The 19,270-nt window shown below is 59.7% G+C and carries 20 protein-coding genes; 8 read left to right on the top strand and 12 right to left on the bottom strand.

The window, feature by feature from the left end; all coding sequences use genetic code 11:
- Positions 1–134 precede the first annotated feature (134 nt).
- Positions 135–1,043 (top strand): DMT family transporter, encoded by a 909-nt coding sequence (locus AB4N73_RS02070; RefSeq protein ID WP_460142874.1) that lies wholly within the window; start codon positions 135–137, stop codon positions 1,041–1,043.
- Positions 1,044–1,156: 113 nt separating this feature from the next.
- Here the strand turns inward: AB4N73_RS02070 and AB4N73_RS02065 are convergent, their stop codons facing one another.
- Positions 1,157–2,020 carry a DMT family transporter gene (locus AB4N73_RS02065; RefSeq protein WP_460066787.1) on the bottom strand — a complete coding sequence of 288 codons (864 nt, stop codon included), beginning with the start codon at positions 2,018–2,020 and terminating at the stop codon, positions 1,157–1,159.
- 551 nt (positions 2,021–2,571) lie between these two features.
- Here AB4N73_RS02065 and AB4N73_RS02060 point away from each other — a divergent pair.
- Both AB4N73_RS02060 and AB4N73_RS02055 read left to right on the top strand, forming a co-directional pair.
- Positions 2,572–2,994: a hypothetical protein gene (locus tag AB4N73_RS02060; protein ID WP_305965250.1), complete on the top strand. Its 423-nt coding sequence runs from the start codon at positions 2,572–2,574 to the stop codon at positions 2,992–2,994.
- Positions 2,995–3,029: 35 nt separating this feature from the next.
- Positions 3,030–3,191, top strand: a complete 162-nt coding sequence (locus tag AB4N73_RS02055) for a hypothetical protein (RefSeq protein WP_016771212.1) — start codon at positions 3,030–3,032, stop codon at positions 3,189–3,191.
- A gap of 55 nt (positions 3,192–3,246) precedes the next feature.
- On the opposite strand, the gene AB4N73_RS02050 is transcribed toward AB4N73_RS02055, so the two are convergent.
- Both AB4N73_RS02050 and cysK read right to left on the bottom strand, forming a co-directional pair.
- On the bottom strand, positions 3,247–4,185 hold the full coding sequence (locus AB4N73_RS02050) for an aspartyl/asparaginyl beta-hydroxylase domain-containing protein (protein ID WP_252877661.1): 939 nt from the start codon (positions 4,183–4,185) through the stop codon (positions 3,247–3,249).
- 184 nt (positions 4,186–4,369) lie between these two features.
- Positions 4,370–5,344 (bottom strand): cysteine synthase A, encoded by a 975-nt coding sequence (gene cysK, locus AB4N73_RS02045; RefSeq protein WP_041478837.1) that lies wholly within the window; start codon positions 5,342–5,344, stop codon positions 4,370–4,372.
- 141 nt (positions 5,345–5,485) lie between these two features.
- On the opposite strand from cysK, the gene AB4N73_RS02040 reads away from it, so the two are divergent.
- Positions 5,486–6,562 (top strand): DUF748 domain-containing protein, encoded by a 1,077-nt coding sequence (locus AB4N73_RS02040; RefSeq protein ID WP_056783605.1) that lies wholly within the window; start codon positions 5,486–5,488, stop codon positions 6,560–6,562.
- Here AB4N73_RS02040 and AB4N73_RS02035 read toward each other — a convergent pair.
- Positions 6,559–7,056 carry a helix-turn-helix domain-containing protein gene (locus AB4N73_RS02035; RefSeq protein WP_056783602.1) on the bottom strand — a complete coding sequence of 166 codons (498 nt, stop codon included), beginning with the start codon at positions 7,054–7,056 and terminating at the stop codon, positions 6,559–6,561. The two genes, AB4N73_RS02040 and AB4N73_RS02035, sit on opposite strands and share 4 nt — an antisense overlap.
- Positions 7,057–7,281: 225 nt before the next feature.
- On the opposite strand from AB4N73_RS02035, the gene AB4N73_RS02030 reads away from it, so the two are divergent.
- Together AB4N73_RS02030 and AB4N73_RS02025 are read left to right on the top strand one after the other, a co-directional pair.
- Positions 7,282–8,127: an AAA family ATPase gene (locus tag AB4N73_RS02030; protein WP_406228499.1), complete on the top strand. Its 846-nt coding sequence runs from the start codon at positions 7,282–7,284 to the stop codon at positions 8,125–8,127.
- Positions 8,128–8,139: 12 nt separating this feature from the next.
- Positions 8,140–9,318 (top strand): vWA domain-containing protein, encoded by a 1,179-nt coding sequence (locus AB4N73_RS02025; RefSeq protein WP_016771218.1) that lies wholly within the window; start codon positions 8,140–8,142, stop codon positions 9,316–9,318.
- A gap of 43 nt (positions 9,319–9,361) precedes the next feature.
- Here the strand turns inward: AB4N73_RS02025 and AB4N73_RS02020 are convergent, their stop codons facing one another.
- The 5 genes from AB4N73_RS02020 to AB4N73_RS02000 form a co-directional block, all read right to left on the bottom strand.
- Entirely contained in the window at positions 9,362–9,892 is a 531-nt protein-coding gene (locus AB4N73_RS02020) for a hypothetical protein (RefSeq protein WP_056783600.1), read from the bottom strand.
- 118 nt (positions 9,893–10,010) lie between these two features.
- Positions 10,011–10,928 (bottom strand): 5-oxoprolinase subunit C family protein, encoded by a 918-nt coding sequence (locus AB4N73_RS02015; RefSeq protein WP_460142873.1) that lies wholly within the window; start codon positions 10,926–10,928, stop codon positions 10,011–10,013.
- The gene (locus tag AB4N73_RS02010) at positions 10,925–11,629 is read right to left on the bottom strand and encodes a 5-oxoprolinase subunit B family protein (RefSeq protein ID WP_460142872.1); all 705 of its coding nucleotides are present in this window, start codon (positions 11,627–11,629) and stop codon (positions 10,925–10,927) included. The genes AB4N73_RS02015 and AB4N73_RS02010 overlap by 4 nt, the downstream gene beginning before the upstream one ends.
- Positions 11,626–12,378: a 5-oxoprolinase subunit PxpA gene (locus tag AB4N73_RS02005; protein ID WP_460142871.1), complete on the bottom strand. Its 753-nt coding sequence runs from the start codon at positions 12,376–12,378 to the stop codon at positions 11,626–11,628. Before AB4N73_RS02005 ends, AB4N73_RS02010 begins: the two co-directional genes overlap by 4 nt.
- A 62-nt stretch (positions 12,379–12,440) precedes the next feature.
- The gene (locus tag AB4N73_RS02000; RefSeq protein WP_016771221.1) at positions 12,441–13,727 is read right to left on the bottom strand and encodes an MFS transporter; all 1,287 of its coding nucleotides are present in this window, start codon (positions 13,725–13,727) and stop codon (positions 12,441–12,443) included.
- Between the two features lie 159 nt (positions 13,728–13,886).
- Here AB4N73_RS02000 and AB4N73_RS01995 point away from each other — a divergent pair, with 159 nt between their 5' ends.
- The gene (locus tag AB4N73_RS01995; protein WP_095180652.1) at positions 13,887–14,801 is read left to right on the top strand and encodes a LysR family transcriptional regulator; all 915 of its coding nucleotides are present in this window, start codon (positions 13,887–13,889) and stop codon (positions 14,799–14,801) included.
- Between the two features lie 302 nt (positions 14,802–15,103).
- Here AB4N73_RS01995 and AB4N73_RS01990 read toward each other — a convergent pair whose 3' ends face one another.
- Genes AB4N73_RS01990 through AB4N73_RS01980 form a run of 3 tightly spaced genes read right to left on the bottom strand, consistent with a single transcriptional unit; the run spans position 15,104 to position 16,948 of the window.
- A complete protein-coding gene (locus tag AB4N73_RS01990; protein WP_024012023.1) occupies positions 15,104–15,646 on the bottom strand; it encodes a DUF2937 family protein in 543 nt (180 codons plus the stop codon).
- Positions 15,647–15,658: 12 nt separating this feature from the next.
- Complete coding sequence (locus AB4N73_RS01985; RefSeq protein ID WP_041478844.1) at positions 15,659–16,435, bottom strand: class II glutamine amidotransferase; 777 nt, start codon at positions 16,433–16,435, stop codon at positions 15,659–15,661.
- 15 nt (positions 16,436–16,450) lie between these two features.
- Positions 16,451–16,948 carry a hypothetical protein gene (locus tag AB4N73_RS01980; protein WP_041478845.1) on the bottom strand — a complete coding sequence of 166 codons (498 nt, stop codon included), beginning with the start codon at positions 16,946–16,948 and terminating at the stop codon, positions 16,451–16,453.
- 236 nt (positions 16,949–17,184) lie between these two features.
- Here AB4N73_RS01980 and AB4N73_RS01975 point away from each other — a divergent pair, with 236 nt between their 5' ends.
- Positions 17,185–19,239 carry a S9 family peptidase gene (locus AB4N73_RS01975; protein ID WP_460142870.1) on the top strand — a complete coding sequence of 685 codons (2,055 nt, stop codon included), beginning with the start codon at positions 17,185–17,187 and terminating at the stop codon, positions 19,237–19,239.
- Positions 19,240–19,270: the final 31 nt, after the last annotated feature.

Genomic DNA, 19,270 nt, shown 5'->3' with positions numbered 1-19,270 from the left:
ACCGATACAGCGCTGACCGTTGACGGTGTTTCTCGCGCAGGTTAATCCCAAGGCAGAATTAAAAGCCCGAATAGCGGTTGCCATGATCCGGACGCTCGGCAACACTCTCGTCCCGATCAAGGAAGGAGCCCGCCGTGAGCCCTGTCGATATTTTCCGCATGTTGTCGCTGGCCGCTATCTGGGGCGCGAGTTTTCTGTTCATGCGCATCATTGCCCCGGTGATCGGCACGATCCCGACCGGCTTCTTTCGCGTGTCGATTGCGGCCGCCGGGCTGCTGGTGATCCTTGGGCTGATGCGCATCAGTTGGGACTTCAAGGGCAAGCTGAAGACCGTGATGCTACTGGGCGTGATCAACTCGGGGATTCCGGCGACGCTGTATTCGGTTGCCGCCCAGGTATTGCCGGCCGGCTATTCGGCGATCTTCAACGCCACGACGCCGCTGATGGGCGTGTTGATTGGCGGTTTGTTCTTCAGCGAGAAACTGACGATTGCCAAGCTGGGCGGTGTGTTCCTCGGCCTGTTCGGCGTCGGCGTGCTGACACGCGCCGGTCCCGTGGCCTTCGACCTGCAACTGCTGATGGGCGCGGTCGCGTGCCTGCTGGCGACCACTTGTTATGGCTTTGCCGGTTTCCTCGCGCGGCGCTGGCTGGATCAGGCCGGTGGGCTGGACAGCCGTTTGTCGGCACTGGGCAGCATGCTCGGGGCGACGTTGTTTCTGCTGCCGCTGTTCGCCTACAGCGTGATCACTGCGCCGCCGGTCGGCTGGGGTGGCTGGCATGTCTGGCTGTCGCTGCTCGGCCTGGGCCTGGGTTGCACGGCGTTTGCCTACATCATCTATTTCCGCCTGCTCAGCTCGATCGGCCCGGTAAAATCGATGACCGTGACCTTCATGATCCCGCCGTTCGGCGTGTTGTGGGGGGCGTTGTTGCTGGATGAGCCGTTGTCGATGGCGCACATTTATGGCGGGGTGCTGATTGCGGCGGCGTTGTGGCTGGTGTTGAAGCCGGCGGTGGTGAGGCCTGCAAAGGTGTCAGTCCGTTAGATTTTCTGCCGCAGATATTCGCGAGCAGGCTCGCTCCCACAGAAAAATACATTCCAATGTGGGAGCGAGCCTGCTCGCGAAAGGCGGCGCAACAAGCGCCACCTGCCTATCGGCTATCCGGTTTTACGGAACACAAACACCAACCCGACAATAATCAGCAGCATTCCCAACACGCTCAACGCCGCCAGACGATTACCGAAAATCAGGTAATCCATCACTGCCGTCACCGCCGGCACCAGATAGAACAGGCTGGTGACATTCACCAGATTGCCCCGCGCGATCAGTCGATACAGCAACAGCGTCGCCAGCACCGACACCACCAGGCCCATCCATAACACCGGGACAATAAAGCCTGCGCTGTGCTCGAAGTGAAACGGCTGGAACGGTACGAACACCGCGCACAGCAACAGGCCGGCCAGGTACTGCACTGGCAGCGTACCGAGCGGATTGTCGGTGATGCGTTTTTGCATGATCGAGCCGAGCGTCATGCTCGCCAGCGCCAGCAAACCGAACAACATGCCGGCCCAGGACATTCCGGCCAGACCGATGCCCTGATAAACCACCATGACCAGCCCGGCCAGGCCCAGCGCCAGGCCGAACAGGCGGCTCGCCGAACGCTGGCGCTCCATCAGCACCACGGTGAGAATCGGCTGAACGCCCATCAGAGTGGCCATCACCCCCGGCGTGACTTTGCAGTCCAGCGCCAGCAGATAAAAGATCTGATAGGCGCCCAACAGCACCACGCCGGTGGCGATCGCAAACAGCATCGGTTTGCCACCCTTGGGCAGCTTCAATTTCAGCAGCGGCGCCAGCAAGACCAGCCCGCACAGGGCGATGGCAAAGCGAATCAGCAGGAAGGCAAAGGGCGAAGCATGGGCCAGGCCCCATTTGGAGAAAATCGCCCCGCTGCTCCACAGCAGAACGAACAGGCTCGTGGACGTCGCCGCGAGCGCGGATTGTTTCGAAAGGACAAACATGAATACCACCTGTAGTCAGGCAAGAAGCCAACTCAGCCGAAGCTGAAATTCAGTAGGTTTTTCTGGCGGGCGCGGGGTTCAGCAGAAACTGCCGATCTGCCCCGAACACCAACGCCCGGCGGCGAAACGACTGCGCACACCGGCGTGCTACTGACAGGTGGAGGGTAATGACTGATCTGCACAGGCTGCCGATTCCCGCACGGCACGACGCCAGCGTTGACCGCTGAATCGACTACCGCGTTGATGAGGGATGCAGGCATGGATGCTGATCTTTATTGAGGAAATGAAGGCGTGAGCATGGCGCTCAAGCGGGCTGACTATAACCAGCCCGGGACACAGATTGCAATGACTTGGGCAATGGGCCGGTAGCGACAGTGCGGCGCCGGGTGGTTAGGGTTATTGGCGTGGCAACGGATTGTCAGGAGACATGGAATGCAAGAGATCATATGCCAAGGAAACGGACGTATTTGCGGTATCAGGTTTATCGGTCGGAGGCGAGGAAGCGGGCGGGTGTTGCGACTGCGCAGATGCGATGCATTTCGGGAGCCGACATGTCAGAAGTCCGCTTTGAGCCTATTGATGCTGAAGCACTGGCAGTTTATCAGTCTTGGGACGACCCGATTTTCTCGTGGGAAGACGTCGTCGTCTGGAAAGCTCGAGAACCTCTGTCTCTGGATATCGCAATCTGGTTTGAACAAGAACTCTGCGGGCTATGCTTCGCAAATCCCAACAATAGCCGCCAGCGGATTCGCATCGTGCGACTGGAGGGCAAACCCGGAAAGGTTCACCCGCTGAAAAACCGAATAGCCGCTTTGGCATTGCTCGCCATCGACGAATTCGCCCGAATTATTGGCAGCCAAGTCATCGAAGTTCAGGAACCTATGCCGGGAGCCATTCCGGTTTATCAACAACTCGGCTTCACATTTGATGTGCAAGGTCGCCTTGTTCTACCAGTGGAGAGTGAAGTATCGTGACATCTGTTCATTTATTGACCAGCGAGGGAGGGAGTATGCGCAAAGTCGTAAGAAAATCCCCAAGCAAAAAGGAATTGCGCGAGCCGGTGGAAAAGCTTGATCGACTGGAGTTATCCGCGAATCAGCGCCGTTTTCTGCAGGTCCTTGAAAACGGAACCGACGTGACCGAGCCCAACCTGCTCGCCGGCCGTCCTTGAACCCATCAATAAAAAACCGCTCCCAAAGAGCGGTTTTCTATTGTCTGATCCAGCCTCAACCAAACAACCAATACCCTATCAACGTCAGCACCAGCACCGCCAGCACCGGGCGCATTACTCTGTAGGCCTTGGGATGGCGGCGCTTCCACTGCTTGACCACGCCGCTGAAACGGTCGCTGAAGTTCTTGCTCCAGGCATAAGCCTGGTTGATGCCGCCAACGCGTTCGTCATCAAGATTCTGCGGCGCGGTGGCGCGGCCGAGCCAGCCGCTGATGAAGCGGTTGATCCGGGTCATCAGGCGGTTGCTCAGCGGGCGTTCGATGTCACAGAACAGAATCACTCGAGTCTGAGCGGTTTCATTCTTGACCCAGTGCACGTAAGTCTCGTCGAACATCACGTCATCGCCGTCGCGCCAGGCATAGACCTGACCGTCGACGAAGATCCGGCAATCGTCGGAGTTGGGCGTCGACAAACCGAGGTGATAGCGCAGCGAGCCGGCGAACGGATCGCGGTGCGGGTTGAGGTGACTGCCGCCCGGCAGCAGCGCGAACATCGCGCCCTTGACGTTGGGTATGGCACTGACCAGCGCCACGGTTTTCGGGCACAGGGCTTCGGCCGATGGCAACGGTTTGTCGTACCACTTCAGATAGAAACGCTTCCAGCCTTTCTTGAAAAACGAACCGAAACCGGCATCGTTGTTCTTCTCGGCGGCGCGAATGTAGCCTTCGTCGAACAGGTGCATGGCTTCGTCGCGAATGGTTTCCCAGTTGTCGCGCAGAACATCCAGTTCCGGAAACTTGCTGCGATCCAGATACGGTCTGGATGGCACTGCGGAGAACAGGTACATCAAAGCGTTGTAGGGCGCGAACAGCGCGGAGTGGTTGACGAACTGGCGCAATACCGGCAAACGCGCCTTGCCGCGCAAATGCACATAGAGCGTGCTGCCCAGAAACAGCAACAGCACAAACGCCTTGGCGGCAAACGAAACGGTCATCAACAACTCCTTGAATAAAGACAACGCTGCGCAATGCCCTTTACCCGGCATGGCAGCCGGCCATGATAAACACTACCGGCCTGCGGAAAAACCCGCCTGACACAAGATTCAGTGTTAAGCATTACGCAACAAAGCCTTTATTAACATGCAGCACCTGAACCTCGGCTGACCTGAATCAACAGGCTTACTGCTGGTTCTCCTGCTCGGTGAACAGGTCACTGAACAGCATGCTCGACAGATAACGCTCGCCCGAATCCGGCAGCACCACGACGATGGTTTTGCCCTGCATCTCTGGTTTCTCCGCCAGACGCACCGCCACCGCCATGGCAGCACCGCAGGAGATGCCGCACAAAATCCCTTCTTCCTGCATCAGGCGCAAAGCCATGGCCTTGGATTCTTCATCGGTCACCTGTTCGACACGATCGACCATCGACAGATCAAGGTTCTTCGGCACAAAACCGGCACCGATGCCTTGAATCTTGTGCGGGCTCGGCTTGATCTCGGCGCCGGCCAGAGCCTGGGTGATGACGGGCGAAGACGCCGGCTCGACAGCCACCGACAGAATCGGTTTACCGGCGGTGTTCTTGATATACCGCGAGACACCAGTAATGGTTCCGCCGGTGCCGACGCCAGCCACCAGCACATCCACGGCGCCGTCGGTGTCGTTCCAGATTTCCGGGCCGGTGGTCTTTTCGTGAATCGCCGGGTTGGCCGGGTTATCGAATTGCGCCGGCATGAAATATTTATCGGTATCGCTGGCGACGATTTCCGCAGCTTTCTCGATGGCGCCTTTCATGCCCTTGGCCGGCTCGGTCAACACCAGTTCCGCGCCCAAGGCTTTAAGAACCTTGCGGCGCTCGATGCTCATCGATGCCGGCATGGTCAGCATCAACTTGTAGCCCCGCGCAGCGGCGACAAAGGCCAGACCGATACCGGTGTTACCGGAAGTCGGCTCGACAATGGTCATGCCCGGCTTGAGTTTGCCGCTGCCTTCGGCGTCCCAGATCATGTTGGCGCCGATTCGGCATTTGACCGAGTAACCGGGATTGCGCCCCTCGATCTTGGCCAGGATCGTGACCCCGCGCGGCGCGATGCGGTTGATCTGGACCAGCGGCGTATTACCGATGGAGTGGGCGTTGTCAGCGTAAATACGGCTCATGGCTGGGTCCTTATGCAGCGTTGAATTCAGCCTTCCAAGGTAAGCCCGTTGCCGATCACAGTCCAGTCGGGTCGAACGTCTGCAAACGCGCGGAGTCAATCGCTTTGAATCGTCAAGCCACACTCTTGAAGGAACAATGGCATGAAACGTCGTTACAGCTGGCCGCTCTGGACCCTGGCGGGTGTCGTGGTGCTGCTGGTCGCCCTGCATTTCGCCCTGCCCTATCTGGTACGCGACTACCTCAATGACAAGCTCGCGGACATGGGCGATTACCGTGGACAGATCACCGATGTCGACCTCGCGCTGTGGCGTGGTGCGTACAAAATCAACGGCCTGAAAATCGTCAAGGTCGACGGCAAGGTCCCGGTGCCGTTCGTCGATGCGCCGTTGATCGACCTGTCGGTGAGCTGGCATTCGCTCTGGTACGACCATGCCGTGGTCGCGCAGGTGCAATTCCTCAATCCCGAAATCAACTTCGTCGACGGTGGCCCCAACAAGCAGAACTCGCAAACCGGTCAGGGCACCGACTGGCGTGAACAATTGGGCAAGCTGCTGCCGATCACCCTCGATGAAGTGCAGATCAACGACGGCCGTATCACCTTCCGCAACTTCAATTCCAAGCCGCCGGTGAACATGAATGCCAGCAACGTCAACGCCAGCATCTACAACCTGACCAATGTGGTCGACAAGGAAGGCAAACGCGACGCCCGCTTTGAAGGCAAGGCCTTGCTGCTGGGCCACGCGCCATTGGAAACCACCGCCACCTTCGATCCACTGAGCAACTTCGAAGACTTTGAATTCCGTCTGCGCGCTCGCGACATCGAGCTCAAACGCATGAACGACTTCGCCGCCGCCTACGGCAAGTTCGACTTCAACGCCGGTCACGGCGACGTGGTTATCGAAGCGAAGGCAGAGAAAGCCCGGCTCACCGGCTACATCAAACCTCTGCTGCGCGACGTCGACGTATTCAACTGGCAGCAGGACGTCGAGAACAAGAACAAAGGCCTGTTCCGCTCAATCTGGGAAGCACTGGTCGGCGGCACCGAGACCGTGCTGAAAAACCAGAACAAAAACCAGTTCGCCACGCGAGTCGAACTCAGCGGCAATGTTCACCAGCAGAACGTCAACGCCTTCGAAGCGTTTTTGCAGATTTTGCGCAATGGCTTCATCCAGGCATTCAATGCGCGATATGAGCGGCCGAAGCCGGATGAGGGTTAATTTTTGCGGTTGACGACATATCGACCTGTGTCTTCGGCCGCTATCGATGAACGCTGTTGCAGCGAATCCCAGCCCAGACAGGCCAACGCCAAAGAACGTGGCACTGCTTCACGCCCATTGCTGTAACGGCTGATGCTGCGAGCGCTCACACCGAGCGCTTCGGCCGCATCATTGAGAGAAAGTCCGGTACGGGCGCGCCAATCGATAAAAATGCGCGTGTTCTCATCCTGGGCATTTTGCGCTAGCGCATCCATATACAAGGTGTCTGCACCGATCTGTACGTCGGGTTCAACCCATTCAACGATCCAACCCTCGTCCCCGACTACGGCAGTCGCAAAGACTTCGCGATCAAGCAGTGGCCGCAGACCTGGATAAGTATGAATATCCATCCCCAAATCAACTGTCAGTTCCTGACCATTGATAAATGTCAGCGCCAACCTGAAATCCGACAGGACGTGCGCAGATCGCAGACGCGGCCGTTTCATGGGTAACATCGATTTTCTGCCCTTTTTACTAACCGAGTAAGAAAGGCTATCGCCAAATCGGCGATACCGAAATACTGGCCATCCGCCGAGACTGAGTCAACATGTGACGCTCCATTCAGAGACTGAATAAGCCGTCTGCGTTCACAGTCGACCGGCGTGCGCGTTATAGTCGGGCATCCGATTATTCGCCCCGCCCTGCCCGCAAGGTCAGCGTTACCGTTCGAGGATTTGCAGATGAAGTTCGAAGGCACCCAGGCCTACGTCGCCACCGATGACCTGAAGCTGGCGGTCAACGCCGCCATCACCCTGGAACGGCCGCTGCTGGTCAAGGGTGAGCCGGGCACCGGCAAGACCATGCTCGCCGAGCAACTGGCCGAGTCGTTCGGGGCGAAGCTGATCACCTGGCACATCAAGTCCACCACCAAGGCCCATCAGGGTCTGTACGAGTACGATGCGGTCAGCCGTTTGCGCGACTCGCAGCTGGGCAATGAAAAAGTCCACGACGTGCGCAACTACTTGAAGAAAGGCAAGCTCTGGGAAGCCTTCGAGTCCGAAGAGCGGGTGATTCTGCTGATCGACGAAATCGACAAGGCCGACATCGAGTTCCCTAATGACCTGTTGCAAGAACTCGACAAGATGGAGTTCTACGTTTACGAAATCGACGAGACCATCAAGGCCAAGAGACGCCCGATCATCATCATTACCTCCAACAACGAGAAAGAGCTGCCGGACGCCTTCCTGCGCCGCTGCTTCTTCCACTACATCGCCTTCCCCGACCGCACTACCCTGCAGAAAATCGTCGACGTGCACTACCCGGACATCAAAAAGGACCTGGTCAGCGAAGCGCTCGACGTGTTCTTCGACGTGCGCAAGGTACCGGGCCTGAAGAAAAAGCCTTCGACGTCCGAGCTGGTCGACTGGCTGAAACTGCTGATGGCCGACAACATCGGCGAAGCGGTGCTGCGCGAGCGCGATCCGACCAAAGCCATTCCGCCGCTGGCAGGCGCACTGGTGAAAAACGAACAGGACGTGCAACTGCTTGAGCGCCTGGCGTTCATGAGCCGGCGCGGCACCCGCTAAGAGGCTGCTGCCATGTTGCTCAACCTGTTCAACGAAATGCGTGCAGCCAAGGTGCCGGTGTCGGTACGCGAGCTGCTCGACCTGATCAACGCGCTGAAACAGCGCGTGACCTTCGCCGACATGGACGAGTTCTACTACTTGTCGCGGGCGATTCTGGTGAAGGACGAGCGCCATTTCGACAAGTTCGACCGCGCGTTCGGTGCCTACTTCAATGGCCTGGAGAAACTCGACGATCACTTGCAGGCGCTGATTCCCGAAGACTGGCTGCGCAAGGAATTCGAGCGTTCGCTGAGCGACGAAGAACGCGCGCAGATCCAGTCCCTTGGCGGGCTGGACAAGCTCATCGAGGAATTCAAGAAGCGTCTGGAAGAACAGAAGGAACGTCACGCCGGCGGCAACAAATGGATCGGCACCGGCGGCACCAGCCCGTTCGGTTCCGGCGGTTTCAACCCGGAAGGCATCCGCGTTGGCGATGCCGGCAAGCGTCAGGGCAAAGCGGTCAAGGTCTGGGATCAGCGCGAGTACAAGAACCTCGACGATTCGGTGGAACTGGGCACGCGCAACATCAAGGTCGCCCTGCGTCGTCTGCGCAAGTTCGCCCGTCAGGGTGCGGCGGAAGAACTCGACATCGACGGCACCATCGACCACACCGCCAAGGATGCCGGCCTGCTGAACATCCAGATGCGCCCGGAACGGCGCAACACGGTGAAGCTGCTGCTGTTGTTCGACATCGGCGGCTCGATGGACGCGCACGTAAAGATCTGCGAGGAATTGTTCTCGGCCTGCAAGACCGAGTTCAAGCATCTTGAGTATTTCTACTTCCACAACTTCATTTATGAATCAGTGTGGAAGAACAACATGCGCCGCACTTCCGAACGCACCTCGACCCAGGATCTGCTGCATAAATACGGCGCCGACTACAAAGTGATCTTTATCGGTGACGCCGCGATGGCGCCGTACGAAATCACCCAGGCCGGTGGCAGCGTCGAGCACTGGAACGAAGAGCCGGGTTACGTGTGGATGCAGCGCTTCATGGAGAAATACAAGAAGCTCATCTGGATCAACCCGTATCCGAAGGACACCTGGGGCTATACCTCGTCGACCAACATCGTCCGCGATCTGATCGAGGATCAGATGTATCCGCTGACGCTGCGCGGACTTGAAGAAGGGATGCGGTTCTTGTCCAAATGACCGCCTGATCATTCCCACGCTGAGCGCGGGAATGATCAAAGAATTACCAGCCCGATTTGATGTAGGCCTCGCAAAGTCTGTCCATGAAGGCTCGGTCATCCGTTTCGCAAACAGGCGGAGGAGACACGCCGCGTTGTTTCGCCTGCCGCACGATTTCATTGCGCTGCTGAGCTTCGCGCTGTAAACGGTTGGCCTTTTCCTGCCGGGTTTCCGGCCTTGTCAGCAGTTCCTCTTGCATCTGACCTTGCGCATCAAAGAAGCGAAACCGCACACCGGTAGCCGGACCTTGCGCAACCCTGCCCTCGGCAATCAGCTCCATACAGGCGCCGTTCTGTCCGGTTTGAAGGTGCCTGACAAACATGCGCCGGATATCGGAATTGGCGGTAGACAGAAATTTTTCGATCGGGTCTGTCATTGCTTCGCTATCGGCGTCACCGGCGTCTACCCGTTGCAGACTACCAAAACGATCGACTCTGGCCTTGTAGACCACATCAGCTCTGGCGCGATCATGGAACTCGACGACGCTCACGGCACCTTCCGCGCTGGTTTGGGCACTGACTTTCATATAACGCATCTGTAACTTCCTTGTGAGAGATGAAGGGCAATCGTTTCATATGCTCACAGTCACGACTGTAAGGCGACGTACTTAGCTGCCAGGAAGCGTCTCGGTTTTGGGTACGAAACCATGCACGTTACGCGTAGGACCTCAGATAGTTCTGATGCGTTTTCCAGGCTTGCTCCTGCATTACCGGAATGAATCGCACCGTTGCCCCTGGCAGACATTGCGCCAGCCTGGCCAGCGCCAGCGGCGTCAAAGCGCCCAGGCGCGGGTATCCGCCAATGGTCTGGCGATCATTGAGCAACACGATCGGTTGGCCATCGGGCGGTACCTGCACAGCGCCCAAGGGAATGCCCTCTGAAATCATCGGCGCGCCCTGATATTGCAGCGGCGCGCCGAGCAGGCGGATGCCCATGCGGTCGGCGCGACTGTCGATGGTCCAGGCGCTGTTGAAGACATCGAACAGGCTCTGCCCGCTGAACTGGCCGATCTGTGCGCCGAGCACCAAGTCCAAAGGCGCGTGCGTTTTGAAATCCGGCCGCAGCGCCGAAGGCATTTCCCGTACTGCCAACGCTTCGCCGCTGTAACCGAGCACCGCCCCTTTGGCGAGCGGAAGGCCCATGCCATCAAGCCCGCCCAATTCTTCGCGCACCACCGTGGCACTGCTGCCCAGCACCTTAGGCGCAGTAAACCCACCGGGGGCCGCCAGATAAGCTCTAGCGCCAAGCAACGGCTGGGTAAATCGCAATGTCTGGCCTTTCGCCAATTTGAAACTGCGCCACGGCGCCAGCGGCTGGCCGTCGATCTGCGCGCCGAGATCCGCTCCCGCCAGCGCCAGCAGGCAATCCTCTTCAGCCACAACAGCAAACCCGCCGAGGGTGATTTCAACCACTGCTGCATCCAGCTCATTGCCGAGCAGCCAATTGGCCCAGCTCATCGAACACCAATCCGCCGCGCCGCCCTGGGTCACGCCCAGATGCCGCACGCCAAACCGCCCGGCGTCCTGCAACAGGCACAGCGGCGTGCTGGCCTCGATCATCAATCGACTCATGCCAGCGCCTCCAGTGGGGTGTCATCGCCGCCCAAGCGTATGAATTCGGCGTGATCGACGGCTTCGAAGCGCACCGTGTCGCCCGGTTGCATCAGGCTGTAGCCGTCGCGATGGCGATCAAACAGTTGCGCCGGGGTGCGCCCGATCAGGTTCCAGCCACCAGGTGAAACTACCGGATAAGCCGCCGTCTGCCGCTCAGCGATGCCCACGCTGCCGGCGGCAACTTTCTTGCGCGGCGTGCTCAAGCGCGGCGCGGCGAGCATTTCTTCGACCAGACCCATGAAGGCAAAACCCGGCGCAAAGCCCAGCGCGAACACCTGATATTCCCGTGCGCTGTGCCGACGAATCACTTCCGCCACTGGCAGCCCGCTGCGTTCAGCCAGCAGGCTCAGTTCCGGGCCGACACTCAAGTCGTACCAGACCGGCAAGACGTGACACTGCCCGGCACGGCGCGCATTCGGCGCCAGATCGATCAGCGCTTCGGCGATCAAGTCACGCGCCTGAGCAGGACTCAACAGCGTCAGGTCGTAATGCACCATCAACGTCGTATAGGACGGCACCAGATCGATCAACTGTGCACCAAACGCCGTGCGCAAACGCTCGCTGGCGGCGAGCAGCCACGGCATGTTGGCTTCGGCGATTTCATCGAACAGACGCAGCATCAGGCAGTCGAGCGCCACCACTTCAATCCGTGGGTTCATGACGCACTCGACTGCTGCAAGGCTTGGCGAATGCGCTGCACCGCGGCCACGGAACTGGCGTTGTCGCCGTGGACGCACAAGGTATTGGCGCGCAGGATCAAGGCGCTGCCATCGCTGGCGCTGAGTTCGCCGCCACGGGCGATGGTCAACGCTTGCTCGATGATTTTTTCGGCATCGTGATGCACGGCGCCCGGCAATTGCCGGGAGACCAGCCGGCCGGCGCTGTCATAGGCACGGTCGGCGAACGCTTCAAACCACAGCGTTACGCCGTATTCATCGCCAATTTGCTGCGTCGCAGCGTTGTCTCGGGTCGCCATCAACATCAGCGGCAAGCTGCGGTCATACGCGGCCACGGCCTGCACCACCGCGCGCAACTGCGCCGGGTTGGCCATCATGTCGTTGTACATCGCGCCGTGGGGTTTGACGTAGCTCACGCGCCCGCCCTGCGCCTTGCAGATGCCGTCGAGGGCACCGATCTGGTAATGCAGGATGTCTTGCAGCTCTTGCGCGGAATACGCCATGGAGCGTCGGCCGAATCCGACCAGATCCTGATAGGCCGGGTGCGCGCCAATCTGCACGCCGTGTTCGAGCGCCACCGCCACGGTTTTGCGCATGATGCTCGGGTCGCCGGCATGGAAACCGCAGGCAACATTGGCGCAATCGATGAAGGGCATGACTTCGGTGTCCAGACCCATGGTCCAGCTGCCGAAGCTCTCGCCAATGTCGCAATTCAATAGCAGGCGGCTCACGGTGAACACTCCTGTAGCTGCTGGTCTTTTTATCTGTAGGAGACTTCTGCGCAGGGTATCAGTTACTGCGCGTCGAGTTGCTTGCCACGGGTTTCCGGCAGGCTCAGCGCCGCCAGAATCACCACGCCATACGACACCGCCGCGAAGGCGCCGATGCCCATGCTCAATGGCACTTTCTGGCTGAGCAGGCCGATCAACAGCGGGAACAACGCCGCCAGTGCGCGGCCGATGTTGTAGCAGAAACCCTGGCCCGAGCCGCGAATCCGCGTGGGGAACAGTTCGGTGAGAAACGCACCCATGCCGCTGAAAATTCCCGAGGCGAAGAAGCCCAGCGGAAAGCCCAGCCAGAGCATCACGCCATTGCTGACCGGCATCTGCGTGTAAAGCAGAACGATAGTGAACGAGCCGACGGCAAACAAAATGAAGTTCTTTTTCCGCCCCAGCAGGTCGGTCAGATACGCGCTGATCACATAACCGACATAGGAACCGACGATCACCATCGCCAGATAACCACCGGTGCCGAGCACGCTCAAACCGCGCTCGTTCTTGAGGAAAGTCGGCAGCCAGGAGGTGATCGCGTAGTAGCCGCCCAGCGCACCGGTGGTCAGCAAAGAAGCGCGAAACGTGGTGAAGAGCATGCCCGGTGCGAAGATCTCGTAGAACTTCGCCGGGTTTTCCGGAGTTTGCGCGGCTTTGGCTTCGCGATATATCTCCGGATCTTTCACCAGGCGACGGACAAAAATCACGAATATCGCCGGCACGATGCCGAGGATGAACAGCGCGCGCCAGGCATCTTCCGCTGGCAACACCGAAAACAGCAGCGCGTACAGAATCGCCGTCAGGCCCCAACCCAGCGCCCAGCCGGATTGCACCATGCCCACCGCTTTGCCGCGATCCTTGGCGCGGATCACTTCACCGATCAACACTGCGCCAGCGGTCCATTCACCGCCGAAACCGAAGCCCATCAACGTGCGCGCGATCAACAATTGTTCGTAGTTTTGCGCGAAGCCGCAGAGGAAGGTGAAGAAGGCGAACCACAGCACCGTCAGTTGCAGGGTGCGCACACGGCCGATGCGGTCGGAGAGAATCCCGGCGACCCAACCGCCGATGGCCGAGGCGATCAGGGTGCTGGTGTGAATCAGCCCCGCTTCGCCCGTGGTGATGCCCCACATCGCGATCAGCGTCGGCACGACGAAGCTGAGCATTTGCGTGTCCATACCGTCCAGACCGTAGCCGATCTTGCAGCTCCAGAACGTGCGGCGCTCCTGCTGGTTGATGTTGCGGTACCAGTCGAAAGGTCCGGGGCGAGCCGCAGGCTTGGATAAAGGGAGGGTATCGGGAGCACTCATGGCAAATCTCCGCAGGGCTTTTATTGGTCTTGTTCGAAGCTCCGACGACGCCTATCGTGGGAACCGGATGCGTCGATTTTTCGTCGCTCTGCCCTGCGCCGTCCAACGAATAAAAACCCGCCTTAGGCATAAGAAAAATTTGTCACTCGAGCCTTGTCCATGAATCTGAAGTTTCTCGAGACCTTTGTCTGGGTCGCGCGCCTGAAGAGTTTTCGCCTGACCGCTGACAAGCTGTTCACCACCCAGGCATCGATTTCCAGCCGCATTGCGGTGCTCGAAGGCGAGCTGGGCGTAAAGCTGTTTTTGCGCGACTCACGCGGCGTCAGCCTGACCCCGGAAGGCCTGAAAGTGCTCGACTATGCCGAGCAGATGCTCGACACCATGGCGGCGCTGAAGCAGTCGATCGAGACCCGTTCGAGCAAGGTCGGCCGGGTGCGTATCGGCGTGATGGACACAGTGATCCATACCTGGCTGAGCCCGCTGGTGGCGCAGATGACCGATCTGTACCCACGGGTGGAAATCGAATTGGTCGCGGATACCGCGCTGAACCTCTGCGATCAACTGCAAAAAGGCTTCCTTGATCTGGTTCTGCAAACCGATCTGGTCCGTCACGAAAGCGTGCGCAGCCTCGAGCTGGCAAGCCATCCGCTGGGCTGGATTGTCGCGAGCAATTCGATCTACAACCGCGACTACGCCGACCTCGCCGAACTGGCGCAGGAGCGGATCATCACCTATTCGAAAAACTCACGACCGCATCAGGATATCGTCGCGCTGATGCAGGCCAGCGGCGTCATGGCGCCACGCTTGAATTGCGTGAACTCGGTGTCGGCGATCACCCGGTTGTTGCGCGACGGCTTCGGTATCGGCGCGCTGCCGCCGGTGCTGGTGACCGAGGAGCTGGCACGGGGCGAATTGATCTTGCTCGACATCGAGCAGCGGCCGGCGAATCTGCCGGTGGTGGTGTCGTGGCGGGTCGGGGTTGAGTGGGTCGAGGAGATCGTGACGTTGTGTCAGCAGGTCCTGGCGGGGTATGCGCACAAGGTCGGCAAGGACTACATCACCCTTACTGAATGATTACGTGGCGAGGGGATTTATCCCCGCTCGGCTGCGCAGCAGTCGTGATTGCGGCCAACGCGGTCTTTCAGTGCAGGTTTTGGGGCTGCTGCGCAGCCCAACGGGGATAAATCCCCTCGCCACAGAACTCATTCACCACAGAACCCACTCGCCACGGAACTCATTCGCCACAGAACCCACTCCCCCCATAGCCCATTCACCACAGAGCCCATTCACCACAGAACCCACTCACCCCAGAGCCCACTCACCACAGAATCCCCCATGCCATAAGGCCTCTCTTGCCAGAGGGGATTGTGCAAGTCTTACAAACCGCGCACATCGCGATCTTCGATCGGCCGGCTCTGGCGCAGGCGGCGGCCGCCGAGGACGACCCAGTCGATCAGGCGGAACAGGCATTCGACGCCGAACGACAGCAGCAACGCGCCGCTCATGCCCCAGATCATCGCCTCTGGCGTCAGCAGGATCTGGTAGCTGTAGCCGTTCCAGGTTTCCTTGCGAATATCCGGATCGGCGGCCAGCACCACTTGCAGGAAGCGCACATACCACGGGCCTTGCATCGCCTGGAATTGCTTGTCCAGCGCGACCTGGCGGGTGAGCAAGGTGTTCAGGCTGTCGGCATCGCTGCGAAAAATCGGGTCTTCGCTGGCACGGTAATGTGCGACCAGCGCCTGCATATCGCCTTTGAAAAACTGATCCGCCGTGCCCTGGAAACCACGCAGACCGGTCTGCGCTTCGATCAGGTGCGCTTCGACACGCTGGGCGTAATCGTTGATGAACCCCGGCACCTGGACACCGATCAACAGGCCCGCCGCAAACAACACCAGCCGTAGATAACTGAGCAACATGGGTGCAAATCCTTATTCGGTCTTGCCCTGGCTGACGCATTCGCCGCGTCGCCACAGGCTCCATTGGCCCGGTTCGTAACGGGTCCAGGTTTCGTTTTCGGTCAGAGGCTCGGTGGCAATCACCGTGACCACGTCGTTGGGCGTGGTTTCGGCCTGGAAGTCGACGATCACATCGACATCCTTGAGCCGCGCCGGGCCGAACGGGGCGCGGCGGGTGATCTGGGCGAGTTTGGTCGAGCAATAACAGAACAGCCAGTCACCGTCGCTGAGCAGGCAATTGAACACGCCTTTGCTGCGATATTCGGCGCACGCTGCGACCAGATCCGGCAGCAGCACTTCGATATCGACCGGCTCGGGGAAGGCTGCGCGTACCCGGTTGAGCAAATCGCAGAACGCCGCTTCGCTGTCGGTATCGCCGACCGGTCGGTAGAAACTCTTGATCGCAGTGAAGTCGGCGAGCTGGCCGTTGTGCGCAAAACACCAGTTGCGCCCCCACAGTTCGCGGACGAACGGGTGGGTGTTGGACAGGCAGACCTTGCCGACGTTGGCCTGGCGAATATGGCCGATGACCACTTCGCTCTTGATCGGATAACGCTGCACCAGGTTGGCAACTTCCGACTCGCTGCTCGCTGCCGGGTCCTGAAACAGCCGCAGGCCCCGCCCTTCGTAGAAGGCAATGCCCCAGCCGTCGCGGTGCGGGCCGGTGCGTCCGCCACGCTGCATCAGGCCGGTGAAGCTGAACACGATGTCGGTCGGCACGTTGGCACTCATGCCCAGTAATTCACACATGTGCGGACTCTCGGGTTACAGACGTGGCTCGACCCGCATGCGCTGCGGATTGTTCGGCACTGGCGGGCGACCGTAGCGGTCGTCACCGGCGCCGCCGAACGGTTGATCATCGTCGCGCTCTTCGGCACGGGCCGCAGCCTTGGCGGCCTCGGCGCGTTCACGCCGTGCTGCCGAGGCACGCTCGATCGGCAGGCGGATCAAAACGAAAACCAGATACACCCCGAAGGCGATCATGCCGTACATGAACAGATCGGAAACCGCGCGCCAGGCGTTGTTGCCGACCTTGAACAGCATGTCCAGGGCGGTGATGGCGATGGCCGGTGCAACTTTGGCTTTCACCGGATCGACGATGGTCGGGCTGAACAGCAACACCGCCATCAGCACACGCAGCGGCTCGCGCAGCCAGCGCCACATCCAGGTGGTCAGGCGCATCCATACCAGCAGGCAGCCCACGGCGGCAAAGGCGTAAAGGCCCCAGGCGATCAGATAGTCGTTCTCGGTCATGGTGTCCATGGCAAGGCAGGCAAATAGGCGCTTATAGTAACGACTTTTCGCCCATGCGGCTTGTCCCAATACCAGACGGCCAGCAGCCGCCCCTGTGGGAGCGAGCCTGCTCGCGAATACGGACTGTCAGTTGCAACAGCGTTGCCTGACACACCGCTTTCGCGAGCAGGCTCGCTCCCACACGGGCTGCGGCGCTTTCAAGACCTGCGAACAACCCAATTCCGAATATTGTCCGAGAGCCTTCCATGCCCCAATCCGCCAATGTCATGACTGCCCCGATTGCCCACCGGGCGCCCGGTGCCGACCCGTATGCCTGGCTGCAGGAGCGCGACACCGACGCGGTGCTCGATTACCTCAAGGCCGAAAACGCCTGGCAGGAGGCGCAAACCGCCGATCAGGCCGAACTGCGTGAAACCCTGTTCGAAGAGATCAAGGGCCGGATTCTCGAAACCGACCTGTCCCTGCCCTCCCCATGGGGCCCGTACCTGTATTACACGCGCACCACGGCGGGCGACGAATACGCCCGGCACTACCGCTGCCCGCGTCCGGCGGACGACAGCCTGACCCTCGATGAGAGCCGCGAGCAACTGCTGCTCGATCCGAATGAGCTGGCCAACGGCGGGTTCTTCTCGCTGGGCGCGTTCAGCATCAGCCCGGACCATCAACGTTTGGCCTACAGCGTCGACACCTCGGGCGATGAGATCTACACGCTGTTCGTCAAGGAACTGTCCAACGACAAGATCAGCGAACTGGAATTTCAAGACTGCGACGGCAGCATGACCTGGGCCAATGACAGCCTGACCCTGTTTTTCGGCGTACTCGACGATACCCACCGCCCACACAAACTGTTCCGTTATCGCCTCGACGGCACTGCGGCCGAAGAAGTTTTCCATGAGCCGGACGGGCGTTTCTTCCTGCACTGCTACCGTTCCAGTTCCGAGCAGCAATTGCTGCTGTCGCTGGGCAGCAAGACCACCAGCGAAGTCTGGGCGCTCGATGCCAATCAGCCGCACCTGCCGTTCACCTGCCTGGCGCCACGGGTCGAAGATCATGAATACGATGTCGACCACGGCCTGCTCGATGGCGTCTGGACATGGTTTATCCGTACCAACCGCGACGGCATCAACTTCGCCCTGTATCAGGCTCCGGACACTGGCGTGCCGCCGAGCGAGGCCGACTGGCAGAACCTGATCCCGCACAACGAAGAAGTGATGCTCGACGGTGTCAGCCTCAACACCGAGGCGATGACTTTGAGTCTGCGCGAAGGTGGCCTGCCGATCATCGAGGTTCACCCGCAGGGCTCGGCGCCGTATCGCGTGCAATTGCCCGATGCGGCCTACAGCCTCCACGTGCAAAACAGCCTGGAATTCGAGAGCGACCGCATTCGCCTGCGCTACGAAGCGTTGAATCGCCCGGCCCAGGTGCGCCAGTTGATTCTTGCCAGCGGCGAGCAAACGGTGCTCAAGGAAACCCCGGTACTCGGCCAATTTGATGCCGACGCCTATGTCAGCCAACGCCTGTGGGCGACCGCCCCGGACGGTACGCAGGTGCCGATCAGTCTGGTGATGAAGCGCGAGATGGTAGGTAAACCGGTGCCGCTGTATCTGTATGGTTATGGCGCTTACGGCTCCAGCCTCGATCCGTGGTTTTCTCACGCCCGCCTGAGCCTGCTCGATCGCGGCATGGCCTTCGCCATTGCCCACGTACGCGGCGGCGGCGAGCTGGGCGAAGCCTGGTATCGCGCCGGCAAGCAGGAACACAAACACAACACCTTCAGCGACTTCATCGCTTGCGCTGAGTTTCTGATCCTCAACGGCATCACCACGGCGGAAAAACTGGCGATCAGCGGCGGCAGCGCCGGTGGCCTGCTGATCGGCGCGGTACTCAATCAGCGCCCGGACCTGTTCGGCGTGGCGATTGCCGAAGTGCCGTTCGTCGACGTGCTCAACACCATGCTCGACCCCGATCTGCCGCTGACCGTCACCGAATACGACGAATGGGGCAACCCGCAAGAACCGGACGTCTATGATCGGATCAAGGCTTACGCACCGTACGAAAACGTCACCGCGCAGGCTTATCCGCCACTGCTGGTGATCGCCGGCTACAACGACAGCCGCGTGCAGTACTGGGAAGCGGCCAAGTGGGTAGCAAAATTGCGCGCAACCAAGACCGACGACAATGTGCTGCTGCTCAAGACCGAACTGGGCGCCGGGCATGGCGGTATGAGCGGGCGCTATCAGGGATTACGTGACGTAGCGCTCGAATATGCATTTGTGTTCAAGGTTTTGCAGATTGCCTGAGGAACTCTGTGGGTGGCTTGGGTCTTACAGC

It is taken from the genome of Pseudomonas sp. S3_B08, from assembly GCF_054667725.1.
The sequence above is the reverse complement of the archived record's forward strand: the minus strand, read 5'-3'. Positions and strand labels throughout refer to the sequence as shown.